The sequence below is a fragment of the Microbacterium sp. MEC084 genome, from assembly GCF_004514465.2.
Taxonomy (GTDB): domain Bacteria; phylum Actinomycetota; class Actinomycetes; order Actinomycetales; family Microbacteriaceae; genus Microbacterium.
The window spans coordinates 40,852-53,104 of record NZ_MYFP02000016.1; the positions used below are offsets into that span (position 1 = coordinate 40,852).

A 12,253-nucleotide genomic window follows, 5' to 3' on the forward strand; every position below is an offset into this window, starting at 1 on the left:
CACTGAGCATCCTGCACGGTCGCCGGGCCTGTGGGGTCGACTCGGGGGACTCCTGATGACGCATTCTGCGTGCTACCCTCGTTCCATGCGCCTCGGTGGGCTCCTTCTCCTTAGCCGCCGCGACGAGACCTCGATCTAGGGCCTCCTCGTCGCGGAGATCGTCGTGGCCCGACACACAACGACGAACCGGAAGAGCGACACCCCATGGAGAACACCCAGAAGCCCAGCGGCATGCCGGTGCACAAGTACCGCCCGTACCACGAGCAGATCCGCGTCGATCTGCCCGACCGCACCTGGCCGGCGAAGCGCATCGAGAAGGCCCCGCGCTGGTGCGCGGTCGACCTGCGCGACGGCAACCAGGCGCTGATCGACCCGATGAGCCCCGAGCGCAAGCGGATCATGTTCGAGCTGCTCGTGAAGATGGGCTACAAGGAGATCGAGGTCGGCTTCCCGTCGGCCAGCCAGACCGACTTCGACTTCGTGCGCGAGCTGATCGAAGAGGGCCTGATCCCCGACGACGTCACGATCCAGGTCCTGACGCAGGCGCGCGAGCACCTGATCGCCCGCACGTACGAGGCGATCAAGGGCGCCAAGCAGGCGATCGTGCACCTGTACAACTCGACGAGCGTGCTGCAGCGCGACGTCGTGTTCCGCACCGACAAGCAGGGCATCGTCGACATCGCGCTCGAGGGCGCGCGGCTGTGCCGCAAGTACGAGCAGACCGTGCCCGAGACCGCGGTCTACTACGAGTACTCGCCCGAGAGCTACACCGGCACCGAGCTGGAGTTCGCGGTCGACGTCTGCAACCAGGTCCTGGAGGTGTTCGAGCCGACGCCGGAGCGGAAGGTGATCATCAACCTGCCCGCGACCGTCGAGATGGCCACGCCCAACGTCTACGCCGACTCGATCGAGTGGATGGGCCGCCACCTGAACCACCGCGAGAACGTGATCATCTCGCTGCACCCGCACAACGACCGCGGCACGGCGGTGGCCGCGGCGGAGCTGGGCTACATGGCCGGGGCCGACCGCATCGAGGGCTGCCTGTTCGGCAACGGCGAGCGCACGGGCAACGTCGACCTGGTGGCGCTGGGCGTCAACCTGTTCACGCAGGGCATCGACCCCGAGATCGACTTCAGCGACATCGACCACGTCAAGCGCACGGTCGAGTACTGCAACCAGCTGCCGGTGCCCGAGCGCAGCCCGTGGGCCGGTGACCTGGTGTTCACCGCGTTCAGCGGCTCGCACCAGGACGCGATCAAGAAGGGCTTCGAGGCGATGGCCGCGACGGCCGCCGCCGAGGGCGTCACGGTCGACGACATCGAGTGGGCCGTGCCGTACTTGCCGATCGACCCCAAGGACCTGGGGCGCTCGTACGAGGCGGTCATCCGCGTCAACTCGCAGTCGGGCAAGGGCGGCGTCGCCTACCTGCTGAAGACCGACCACGCACTGGACCTGCCGCGCAAGCTGCAGATCGAGTTCTCGGGCGTCGTGCAGGCCAAGACCGACGCCGAGGGCGGCGAGGTCACGAGCGACCAGATCTGGGAGATCTTCCAGGACGAGTACCTGCCGTCGAAGCACGAGGAGGCCCGCTGGGGCCGCTTCGAGATCCTCGGCACGAGCACGCGCAGCCACCTGGACGGGAACGTGGCGCTCGAGGTCGTGCTGCGCGACGGCGACGAGCGCGTCGAGCTGTCCGGGCACGGCAACGGCCCGATCGCGGCGTTCCTCGGAGTGCTGCGCGAGCAGGGCATCGACGTGACGCTGTACGACTACGTGGAGCACACCCTGAGCGCGTCCGGCGACGCGGAGGCGGCCGCCTACGTGGAGCTGCAGGTCGACGGCGAGCGCCTGTGGGGCGTCGGCATCGACGGCGACATCTCGACAGCGTCGCTGAAGGCGATCGTGTCGGGCGTCAACCGCTCGATCCGGGCCCGCAAGCCTGAGCTCGCCGCGGTCTGAGCCCTCCCGGCCGGATGCTCAGCGATCGGGGAGGTCGTCGTCGCCGGCGGCCTCCCCGGCCTGCTCCGCCGCGGCTTGCGCCTGCTCGGCGGCCTCCTCCGCGCGCTCGGCGGCGGCCTCGGCCTGCGCGAGCATCTCGGATGAGATGACCGGGATGGCCGAGGTCTCCAGCAGCACGCGGCGGCGGTGGATCCTGCGCTGCTCCGGCAGGGAGACGTCGAAGATCACGGCGAGCAGGCGGATGACCGTGGTGACGACGATGCCCGCCACGGCGGCGGGCACGATGGGGAGCCCGAGCCCGTAGCTCACGCCCAGCACGGTGCATCCCGCGGCGGCGGCGACGGCGTACAGCGAGCCCACGTGCATGATCGCGATGGGCAGGCCCATCGCGATGTCGCGCGCGACGCCGCCGCCGACCGCGGCGAGCGCTCCGATGAAGATCGACGGCACGATCGGCAGGCCGGCGGCGAGGGCCTTGCTCGTGCCGAACGCGCCGTACAGGCCGATCAGCACGGCGTCGAGCGCCACGATGAGCCTGTTGAGCCGCTGGAACAGGCCGGCCAGCAGCATCCCGGCCAGCGAGGCGAGGACGGCGGTCGGCAGGTACCAGTTCGACTGCATCGCGGCGGGGGTGACCCCCAGCAGGATGTCGCGGATCAGGCCGCCGCCCAGCCCCACGATGATCCCGATCAGGGCGACGCCGAGCAGGTCGAGGCGTCGCTGGCCCTGGAAGCCCGATGCGAAGACCGCGCCCTGGACCCCGCCGACGCCGACGGCCACGAGGTCCGCCCACAGGGGCAGGACGAAGGTCGGCTCGGTCACGCCTCCCATCGTGGCATCCCGGCGCCGCCGGTCGGGGAGCGGAGCCGCGCCTGAGCCGATTCCGAGGTCGCGCGGCGGATACTTGGATGGTGCCCACCTATCGAGACGAAGCGGTCGTGCTGCGCACCCACAAGCTGGGCGAGGCCGACCGGATCGTCACGATGCTGAGCCGCGGCCACGGCAAGGTCCGCGCGGTCGCGAAGGGCGTGCGCCGCACGTCGTCGAAGTTCGGCGCGCGGCTCGAGCCGTTCATGGTGGCGGACGTGCAGCTGTATGAGGGGCGCTCGCTCGACATCGTGCAGCAGGCCGAGTCGCTCGGCACCTACGGTGCCGACATCGCTGCCGACTACGACCGCTACACGGCGGCCAGCGCGATGGTCGAGGCGGCCGACCGACTCACGCACGACGAGGCGGCGCCGAACCAGTACTACCTGCTCGTCGGCGCGCTGCGCTCCCTGTCCCGCGGCGAGCACGCGCCGCGCGGCACGCTCGACTCGTACCTCCTGCGCGCGCTGTCGCTCGCGGGATGGGCGCCGGCGCTCGAGAACTGCGGGCGCTGCGGCGCGCGCGGACCCCACGAGACGTTCCTCGCGCAGCTGGGCGGCACGGTCTGCGCGCGCTGCGCCCCGGCCGGCACGCCGCGCGTCAGCGCGTCGGTGCTCGCGCTGCTGCGGGCGCTCCTGGCGGGGGACTGGCAGGTCGTGGAGGCGGCCTCGCCGCGCGACGCGGATCAGGCGTCCGGCCTCGTGTCGGCGTACGTGCAGTGGACCATGGAGCGCGGCATCCGCGCTCTCTCGCAGACCCGCGGTCTGCCCGACAGAGGACGGCGATGACCCCGAAGCCCTACACGCATCGCGACGCGGTGCCGTACCGACCGATCGACTGGACGGGCCTGCAGGCGCCGGACTACGGCAGGGACGCGCCCGGGCACGTCGCGATCGTGATGGACGGCAACGGCCGCTGGGCGAACCGCCGTGGGCTGTCCCGGATCGAGGGGCACAAGGCGGGGGAGGAGGTGCTCCTCGACGTGGTCGCGGGGGCCATCCAGGCCGGCGTGAAGCACCTGTCGGTGTATGCCTTCTCGACCGAGAACTGGCGGCGCTCGCCCGACGAGGTGCGCTTCCTGATGGGCTACAACCGCGACGTCCTGCACCGCCGACGCGACCAGCTGAACGAATGGGGCGTGCGCATCCGGTGGGCGGGCCGCACGCCGCGCCTGTGGGGCTCGGTGATCAAGGAGCTCCGGTACGCGGAGCGGCTGACGGCCGGGAACGACGTGCTGACGCTCACGATGTGCATCAACTACGGCGGCCGCAACGAGATCCTCGACGCCGTGCGCGCGGTCGCGGAGGACGTCGCCGCGGGACGGCTGAAGCCCTCGGGCATCACCGAGAAGACGCTGCGGCGGCACTTCTACGTGCCGGACATGCCCGACGTCGACCTGTTCGTCCGCTCGAGCGGCGAGCAGCGCACCTCCAACTTCCTGCTGTGGCAGGCGGCGTACGCCGAGATGGTGTTCCTCGACACGCTGTGGCCCGACTTCAGCCGCGCGGACCTCTGGCACGCGATCGACCTGTACCTCGGCCGCGAGCGGCGGTTCGGCGGTGCGGTGGACGCGCCCGACGCGCCCGACGCGGCCGCCGGTTCATGACCCGCGCGGAATACGCCGCCGGCGAGACGCGTTGAGGACGCCGTGACCGACGCCTCGACGCCCGCGCCCATCCGGATCGACATCTGGAGCGACATCGCCTGCCCCTGGTGCTACATCGGCAAGCGCAACCTCGAGAACGGGCTGGCCTCGGTGGCGGGCGACGAGGACGCGCCGCAGGTGGAGATCACGTATCACTCGTTCGAGCTGTCCCCCGACACCCCGGTCGACTTCCACGGCTCGAGCGAGGACTTCCTGGCGCAGCACAAGGGCATCACGCGCGAGCAGGCCAAGCAGATGAACGACCGCGTGGCGCAGATCGCCGAGCAGCAGGCGGGCCTGCACTACCGCTTCGACCTGCAGCAGCACACCAACACGGTCAAGGCGCACGAGCTCATCCACTTCGCGAAGGAGCACGGCCGCCAGGTCGAGATGACCGAGCGGCTGATGTCGGCGTACTTCGTCGAGGGCCGGCACGTGGGCCGCGTCGACGAGCTGGTCGAGCTCGCGGGCGAGGTGGGCCTCGACGCGGACGCCGCGCGCGACGCGCTCGAGAGCGACCACTACCTGCCCGCGGTCCGTCAGGACCAGGCCCAGGCCCGCGCGTTCGGCATCAACGGCGTGCCGTTCTTCGTGATCGACGGCAAGTACGGCGTCAGCGGCGCCCAGCCGCCCGAGGCCTTCGCCCAGGTCGCCCGCCAGGTCTGGGCCGAGCACCGCGGCGAGCAGCCCGCGAGCTAGCTCAGCGCCTTCTCGATCGCGGCGACGATCTCGGGGTCGTCCGGCTTCTGCGGCGGGCGGAAGCGCTGGACGGTGCCGTCCGGGAGCACCAGGAACTTCTCGAAGTTCCACGCGACGCGGCCGGCCTTGCCGCCGTGGTCCGGGGTCTTCTTGAGCGCCTTGTAGAGCGGGTGCGCGTTCGGCCCGTTCACCTTGATCTTGTCGTTCACGGGGAACGAGACGCCCCATGTCATGGCGCAGTAGTCGAGGATCTCCTCGATCGAGCCGGGCTCCTGGCCCATGAACTGGTTGCACGGGAACCCGAGCACGGTGAAGCCGCGGTCGCCGTACGTGCGCTGAAGCTGCTCGAGCTGCTCGTACTGCGGCGTCAGGCCGCACTTCGACGCCACGTTGACCACGAGGACGGGGCCGTCGAACTCGGCGAGCGTGCGCTCGGCGCCGTTCGCGTCGGTGAAGGGGATGTCGCGCAGCGAGGGGACGGGGTCGCTCATATCCCCAGGTTAGGCCGCTCGGCGATCACCCAAGGCGAGTCTGTGAGAATGGAGCCGTGACCTCCGTACTCGCTCCTGCCGCTTCCGTCGCCACTGGCGAGCGGCGCACGCTGAGCATCGGTCCGATCGACCTCGACGTGCCCGTCGTGCTCGCCCCGATGGCGGGGATCACCAACACCGCGTTCCGCCGCCTGTGCCGCGAGTACGGCGCGGGCCTCTACGTCAGCGAGATGATCACCACGCGCGCGCTGGTCGAGCGCAACGAGGCGACCATGCGCCTCATCCGGCACCACGAGTCGGAGACGCCGCGATCGATCCAGCTCTACGGCGTCGACCCCGTCGTCACGGCCGAGGCCGCACGGATCATCGCGGAGGAGGACCGGGCCGACCACATCGACCTGAACTTCGGCTGCCCCGTCCCCAAGGTGACGCGCAAGGGCGGCGGATCGGCGCTGCCGTGGAAGCTCGGCCTGTTCCGCGACATCGTCGAGGGCGCCGTCAAGGCCGCCGGCGACGTCCCGGTCACGGTCAAGATGCGCAAGGGCATCGACGCCGACCACATCACGTACCTCGACGCGGGGAAGATCGCCGAGGACGCGGGCGCGGCCGCGGTCGCGCTGCACGCGCGCACGGCGGCGGAGTTCTACTCGGGCACCGCCGACTGGTCGGCGATCGCGAAGCTCAAGGAGGCCGTCACGAGCATCCCGGTGCTCGGCAACGGCGACATCTGGAGCGCGGCGGACGCGGTCCGGATGATGGACGAGACCGGCTGCGACGGCGTCGTGGTCGGGCGCGGCTGCCTCGGCCGCCCGTGGCTGTTCGGCGAGCTCGCCTCGGCGTTCGGCGCCGAAGCGCCCGTCGTGGACGCCACGCTCGGCTTCGTCGCCACGGCCTTCCGCCGCCACGCCGAGCTCCTGACCGAGTTCTTCGAGGACGAGGACCGCGGCTGCCGCGACATCCGCAAGCACGTCGCCTGGTACTTCAAGGGCTATCCGGTCGGCGGCGACCTGCGCGCCAGCCTCGCGACCGCCTCGAGCCTCGCCGAGATCGACGACCTCCTGGCCCAGCTCGACCACAGCGCCCCATACCCCGGCGCCGCGGCCGAGGGGCAGCGCGGGCGCGCCGGCACGCCCAAGCGCCCGGTCCTGCCGCAGGGATGGCTCGACTCGCGCGAGATCGGCGAGGATGCGAGCTGCGAGCTCCAGGACGCGGAGCTGGACACCAGTGGCGGCTGACGGGACGCGCCCGGGCGGGTACGGCGAGGCCGACGCCGAGCGCTTCTTCGCCGAGAAGCACCGCTCCGAGCGCGACGACTTCGCACGCGACCGCGCCCGCGTGCTCCACTCCGCGGGTCTGCGCCGCCTGGCCGCCAAGACGCAGGTGCTCAGCCCGGCGAGCACGGCGGACTTCGCACGCAACCGGCTCACGCACTCGCTCGAGGTGGCGCAGGTCGGCCGGGAGCTGGCGATCGCGCTCGGCCTGTCGGCCGACGTGGTCGACACGGCGTGCCTCAGCCACGACCTGGGTCACCCGCCGTTCGGCCACAACGGCGAGCGCGCGCTGAACGAGTGGGCCGAGCACATCGGCGGCTTCGAGGGCAACGCGCAGTCGCTGCGCATCCTGACGCGGCTCGAGGCCAAGGTGCTCGACGATCGCGACCACTCCGTGGGGCTCAACCTGACCCGCGCCAGCCTCGACGCCACGTGCAAATACCCGTGGACGGTCGACAACCCCATCCCGGACCCGGGGGGACGGCTGAAGTTCGGCGTCTACCCCGAGGACGAGGCGGTGTTCCACTGGATGCGCGAGGGCGCGCCGGGCCGGCTGCGCTGCATCGAGGCGGAGGTCATGGACCTCTCCGACGACATCGCGTACTCGGTGCACGACTTCGAGGACGCGGTCGTGAACGGCTACGTCGACCTGCAGATCCTGTCGGACCCGGTCGAGCATCACCCGCTGATCGGCCGGATCCAGCAGTGGGTCGGCTACGACTACTCGCGCGAGGAGCTCGCCGACGGCCTGTACCGGCTGACGCAGCAGCCGATGTGGCTGAAGACGTTCGACCGGTCGCGGCAGGATCTCGCGCGCCTGAAGAACCTCACGAGCGACCTGATCGGCCGCTTCGCCCGCGCGGCGGTCGCGGCCACGCGCGAGGCCTACGGCGGGCCGTCGCTGGCCCGCTACGGCGCGCACGTGATCGTGCCCCGCGTGATCGACGTCGAGATCGCGGTGCTCAAGGGCATCATGGGCTCGGCGATCGTCACGATCGACGCGCGCAAGGGCGTCTACAAGGAGCAGCGCCGCGTGCTCAAGCGCCTCGCGGACGCGCTCTGGTCCACCGACGCGCTGTGGTCGGCGGGCGCCGACGTGCTGGAGCCCGCCTTCGCGGCCGACTTCCTGGCCGCCGAGACCGACGCCGAGCGCGCGCGCGTCGTGGTCGACCAGGTCGCGAGCCTGACCGACCAGACCGCGGTCGACTGGCACAACCGTCTGGTCGGCGAGATCGACCCCGCCGAGGTGGGCATCTGGACGCCGCGCCACGCGCGTCCCGTCGACCGCTCGCACGGCACCCGCACCCGGCCGGGCGCTCCGGAGCCCGTGGACGCCGGGGCCCGCTGATGCCGCGCATCCGCCAGGCCGACGTCGAAGAGGTCAAGGCGCGCACGAACATCGCCGACATCGTGGGGGAGCGGGTCGCCCTGCGCTCGGCGGGAGTCGGGTCGTTGAAGGGCCTCTGCCCGTTCCACGACGAGAAGAGCCCGAGCTTCCACGTTCGGCCCCAGGTCGGCTACTACCACTGCTTCGGATGCGGCGAGTCGGGCGACGTGTACACGTTCCTGCGCGAGATGGACCACGTCACGTTCACCGAGGCCGTCGAACGCCTGGCGGCCCGGATCGGATACACGCTGCACTACGAGGACGGCGGGCCCGCGCCCGAGACGAGCGGCCGCTCGCGCCTGTTCGCCGCCAACGCGGCGGCAGCGGAGTTCTTCCGCGCGCAGCTGATGTCGCCGGAGGCGGAGGCGGCGAGACGGTTCCTGGGGGAGCGGGGCTTCGACGCGGGCGCCGCGGCGCACTTCGCCGTGGGGTACGCGCCCAAGGGCTGGGACAGCATGCTCAAGGCGTTGTCGGCGCAGGGCTTCACGCGCGAGGAGCTCACCACAGCAGGCCTCGTGTCGACCAATCAGCGCGGCGGCGTGTACGACCGCTTCCGCGGCCGGCTCGTGTGGCCCATCCGCGACGTCACCGGCCAGACCGTCGGGTTCGGCGCGCGCAAGCTCTACGACGACGACCAGGGACCGAAGTACCTGAACACCCCCGAGACGCCGATCTACAAGAAGGCGCAGGTGCTGTACGGGCTCGACCTCGCCAAGCGCGACATCTCGCGCGGCGACCCGAAACGCGTCGTGGTCGTCGAGGGCTACACCGACGTCATGGCCTGTCACCTCGCGGGCGTGACCACCGCGATCGCGACGTGCGGCACGGCCTTCGGCTCGGAGCATGTGACGGTCCTGCGACGCATCATGGGCGACGAGTCGGCGTCGGGCGAGGTCGTGTTCACGTTCGACGGCGACGAGGCGGGCCAGAAGGCGGCGATCCGGGCGTTCGCCGAGGACGGCCGCTTCAATGCGCAGACCTACGTGGCGGTCGCGCCCGACGGGCTCGACCCGTGTGACCTTCGTCTGCAGCGCGGGGACGGCGCCGTGCGCGGCCTCCTTGACCACCGCGTGCCGATGTTCGAGTTCGTGATCGATCGGCGCATCGCGGGCTTCGACCTCGGGAGCGTGGAGGGACGGATCGGCGCGCTGCGGTCCGCCGCACCGATCGTGGCGGCCATCCGGGACCGGATGGTGCGCGCCGGCTACGAGCGCGTGCTCGCCCGCAAGCTCGGCATGGAGCCCCGCGACGTGCACGGCGAGGTCGAGAGCGCTGCGCGGCGCGCAGGCGGCGACCGGGCCGGCGGCTCCGGCGATCGTGCCGGCGGTCGCGGCGACAGCCCGGCACCGCGCGGCGACGGGCCCCGGCCCATGCCCGGCTCGGAGCCCGCTCCTGCGACCGAGCAGCCGATGCAGCGGGTCACCCTCGAGACGCTGCCGCGCACCACCGACGTGGCGCTCGAGCGGGATGCGCTCACGGGCGTCCTGCTGTACGGCCACCGGATCGATCCGGGCATCCTCGCTCGCGCGCTCGCGATCCCGTTCCGCACCACCGCCCTTGAGGCCGTCCGCGCGAGCGTGGCCGCAGCCGCGGACCGCACGCGCCCGGGCTGGGCCATGGCGGCGATCGAGGCCGTGCGCGAGCCCTACCGTCTGCTCGCGGGCCAGCTGCTGGCGCGGGACTTCCCGGCGCGCGACGACGACCACGCGGTCGCATCGGTCACCGACATCTGCCGCCGCCTGGTGCTGCGCGCGCTGGATCAGGAGAAGACCGAGCTGCTCGGCGCCGTGCAGCGCACGTCGCCCACGTCGGACGAGGGCCGAGCGCTGCGGGTGCGGCTCCGCGACATCGATGCCGAGCGCCGCGCGCTCATCGAGGTCGACTGACCAGCGGGACTGGTGCTGGCCCGGCCGCCCTGCGGCGGGCAGGATGGGATGATGTTCCGCGTCCCGGATGACCCCGCCAACGCCGTCGTCTGCAACGACCTGAGCGTGAGCCGCCGCGGCCGCGGTCCCGAGACCCGGGCGGTGGACGGGGTGACGTTCACCCTCCCGGCGGGCGAGACGCTGTGCGTGTCGGGCCCCACCGGATCGGGCAAGTCCAGCCTGCTGTCGGTGCTGGCCGGTGTGACGGACGACTCACTCGTGGTGTCGGGCGGGCGCGCGAAGGTCACCGGCATCGACGTGCGCCGCAAGGGCCGGGACCGGCGGGTGCTGACCTACCGCGTGGGGAACGTGCCGCAGGGGGCCGCGGCCATCCTGCCCGCACGGCTCACGGTCGGCGAGACGATCGCCGAGCCGATCACGTCGCGCGACCGGCGCGTCAACGCCCGGGCGGTCGCCGTGCGCGTCGCGGCGCTGCTGGACGAGATGCACCTGCCCCTCGGCGCGGCCGAGAAGTTCCCGTTCGAGCTCAGCGCCGGCATGCGTCAGCGCGTGGGCTTCGCCCGGGCGCTCGTGCTGGATCCGCGCGTGCTGGTCGCGGACGAGCCGCTCGCCAACATCGACCTCGAGGTACGGCACGTCGTCTACGACGCGATCGTGCGCCGCCGCCGCGAATGGGGGATGGCCGCGGTGATCGCGACGAACGACGACGCCTTCATCCGGGAGCTCGGCGCAGCTCAGCTGCGCCTGCACGCGGGGCATGTCGTCGCCCAGACGGCCGGGGGACAGGTGCTGTGGACGCCCGACACGCCAGGGCGCACGCCCGTGTCGTGAGCACGCTCCGGCGTTTGCTAATATCGTCTGGTTGCCCCGATGCGGGCGACAGTGATCCTCGGTAGCTCAATTGGCAGAGCAGCCGGCTGTTAACCGGCAGGTTCTTGGTTCGAGTCCAAGCCGGGGAGCCACTCCGAAAGCCCCGTCCTCGCGACGGGGCTTTCGTCGTCTGTGCTCATGCCGCGGCCCGTGGCACCCTGCTACGGTCGGGGTCAGCGGCCTCCGGCCGTCGGACGAACGGGGGATGGCCAGTGGCGGAACGCAGGACCTGGGTCCTGGTCGACGGCGAGAACATCGACGCAACCCTCGGCGGCTCGATTCTGGGGCGTCGGCCGCAGCCCGACGAGCGACCGCGGTGGGACCGCCTGCTCACATTCGTCGCGGAACGGTGGGGCAACCCAGCCAACGGACTCTTCTTCCTGAACGCCAGCACGAATCTGCCCATGCCCTTCGTTCAGGCGCTGCTCGCTCTCGGTTACCAGCCGGTTCCGCTGTCCGGCGCGGCTGACGCGAAGGTCGTGGACATCGGCATCCAGCGCACCCTGCGCGCGCTCGCCGACCGCGAGGGTGACGTGGTCCTCGTCAGCCACGACCGCGACTTCGTCGACGACGTCGCGCGGCTCGTCGGCGATCGGCGCGTCGGCGTGCTCGCTTTCCATGAGTTCCGCAGCGCTGAGTTCTCCGGCATCCCGGGACTCGAGCTGTTCGACCTCGAGTACGACGCCCGTGCATTCGACGCTCCGCTGCCGCGCGTGCGCGTCATCCCCATCGAGGAGTTCGACCCCGCCGACTTCCTGCGATGACGGATGCCGCGGCCCGCGGCCGCTGGGCGTCTCGCCGCGATGTCTGCGGGGCCTGGGCCTGAGCGGTGCGCGCCGCGGAGGCGACGATCACGGACGTGGCCAGGACGCGTTCGGCGATCACGACGTGCCGAGCGCACTGGTGGGCGTGACCGTGCTGGGCTACGAGGTGAACCGTCCCCGGTTTGATGCCGCTTCCTTTCGAGTCTGGAAGGAAGATGATGATCATGCCGAAGAGGATTCCGGAGGAGACGAAGCAGCGCGCTATCCGGCTCGTGCTCGATCACCTCGATGAGTACCCGAACCTCACGACCGCGTGCGAGACGGTGTCGAAGCGGCTCGGTTTCGGCGCTGAGAGCTTGCGCCGGTGGGTGCGGCAGGCGCAGGTCGACGCCGGCGACCGGCAGGGGGTCAGCA

Annotated in this window: 11 protein-coding genes, 1 tRNA gene and 1 pseudogene; 11 read left to right on the forward strand and 2 right to left on the reverse strand. The window is 71.4% G+C overall.

The window, feature by feature from the left end:
* Positions 1 to 204: 204 nt before the first annotated feature.
* Entirely contained in the window at positions 205 to 1,959 is a 1,755-nt protein-coding gene (leuA, locus tag B5M43_RS12095) for a 2-isopropylmalate synthase (RefSeq protein ID WP_134746448.1), read from the forward strand.
* Positions 1,960 to 1,977: 18 nt separating this feature from the next.
* Here leuA and B5M43_RS12100 read toward each other — a convergent pair whose 3' ends face one another.
* On the reverse strand, positions 1,978 to 2,781 hold the full coding sequence (locus B5M43_RS12100; protein WP_134746450.1) for a trimeric intracellular cation channel family protein: 804 nt from the start codon (positions 2,779 to 2,781) through the stop codon (positions 1,978 to 1,980).
* Positions 2,782 to 2,870: 89 nt separating this feature from the next.
* Between B5M43_RS12100 and recO the strand changes: the two genes are divergently transcribed.
* From recO to B5M43_RS12115, 3 genes are read left to right on the forward strand one after another with little or no spacing between them, the layout of a single operon-like run.
* Positions 2,871 to 3,614 (forward strand): DNA repair protein RecO, encoded by a 744-nt coding sequence (gene recO, locus B5M43_RS12105; RefSeq protein ID WP_134746466.1) that lies wholly within the window; start codon positions 2,871 to 2,873, stop codon positions 3,612 to 3,614.
* Complete coding sequence (locus B5M43_RS12110) at positions 3,611 to 4,432, forward strand: isoprenyl transferase (RefSeq protein WP_134746452.1); 822 nt, start codon at positions 3,611 to 3,613, stop codon at positions 4,430 to 4,432. Before recO ends, B5M43_RS12110 begins: the two co-directional genes overlap by 4 nt.
* 42 nt (positions 4,433 to 4,474) lie before the next feature.
* Positions 4,475 to 5,170, forward strand: coding sequence for a DsbA family protein (locus B5M43_RS12115; protein ID WP_134746454.1), 696 nt, complete (start codon positions 4,475 to 4,477; stop codon positions 5,168 to 5,170).
* On the opposite strand, the gene B5M43_RS12120 is transcribed toward B5M43_RS12115, so the two are convergent.
* Positions 5,167 to 5,661, reverse strand: a complete 495-nt coding sequence (locus B5M43_RS12120; protein ID WP_134746456.1) for a glutathione peroxidase — start codon at positions 5,659 to 5,661, stop codon at positions 5,167 to 5,169. The genes B5M43_RS12115 and B5M43_RS12120 overlap by 4 nt on opposite strands.
* 56 nt (positions 5,662 to 5,717) lie before the next feature.
* On the opposite strand from B5M43_RS12120, the gene dusB reads away from it, so the two are divergent.
* From dusB to B5M43_RS12155, 7 genes and pseudogenes are all read left to right on the forward strand, one after another.
* Positions 5,718 to 6,896 carry a tRNA dihydrouridine synthase DusB gene (dusB, locus tag B5M43_RS12125; protein ID WP_134746458.1) on the forward strand — a complete coding sequence of 393 codons (1,179 nt, stop codon included), beginning with the start codon at positions 5,718 to 5,720 and terminating at the stop codon, positions 6,894 to 6,896.
* Complete coding sequence (locus B5M43_RS12130) at positions 6,847 to 8,280, forward strand: deoxyguanosinetriphosphate triphosphohydrolase (RefSeq protein ID WP_134746460.1); 1,434 nt, start codon at positions 6,847 to 6,849, stop codon at positions 8,278 to 8,280. Before dusB ends, B5M43_RS12130 begins: the two co-directional genes overlap by 50 nt.
* Positions 8,280 to 10,205: a DNA primase gene (dnaG, locus tag B5M43_RS12135; protein WP_134746462.1), complete on the forward strand. Its 1,926-nt coding sequence runs from the start codon at positions 8,280 to 8,282 to the stop codon at positions 10,203 to 10,205. The genes B5M43_RS12130 and dnaG overlap by 1 nt, the downstream gene beginning before the upstream one ends.
* Positions 10,206 to 10,253: 48 nt before the next feature.
* On the forward strand, positions 10,254 to 11,036 hold the full coding sequence (locus B5M43_RS12140; protein ID WP_308068457.1) for an ATP-binding cassette domain-containing protein: 783 nt from the start codon (positions 10,254 to 10,256) through the stop codon (positions 11,034 to 11,036).
* A gap of 55 nt (positions 11,037 to 11,091) precedes the next feature.
* Positions 11,092 to 11,167 (forward strand) — tRNA-Asn (locus B5M43_RS12145).
* A 120-nt stretch (positions 11,168 to 11,287) separates the two neighbouring features.
* Positions 11,288 to 11,839, forward strand: a complete 552-nt coding sequence (locus B5M43_RS12150) for an NYN domain-containing protein (protein WP_055988731.1) — start codon at positions 11,288 to 11,290, stop codon at positions 11,837 to 11,839.
* Positions 11,840 to 12,063: 224 nt separating this feature from the next.
* A pseudogene (locus tag B5M43_RS12155) lies at positions 12,064 to 12,253 on the forward strand (IS3 family transposase); the annotation flags it as partial.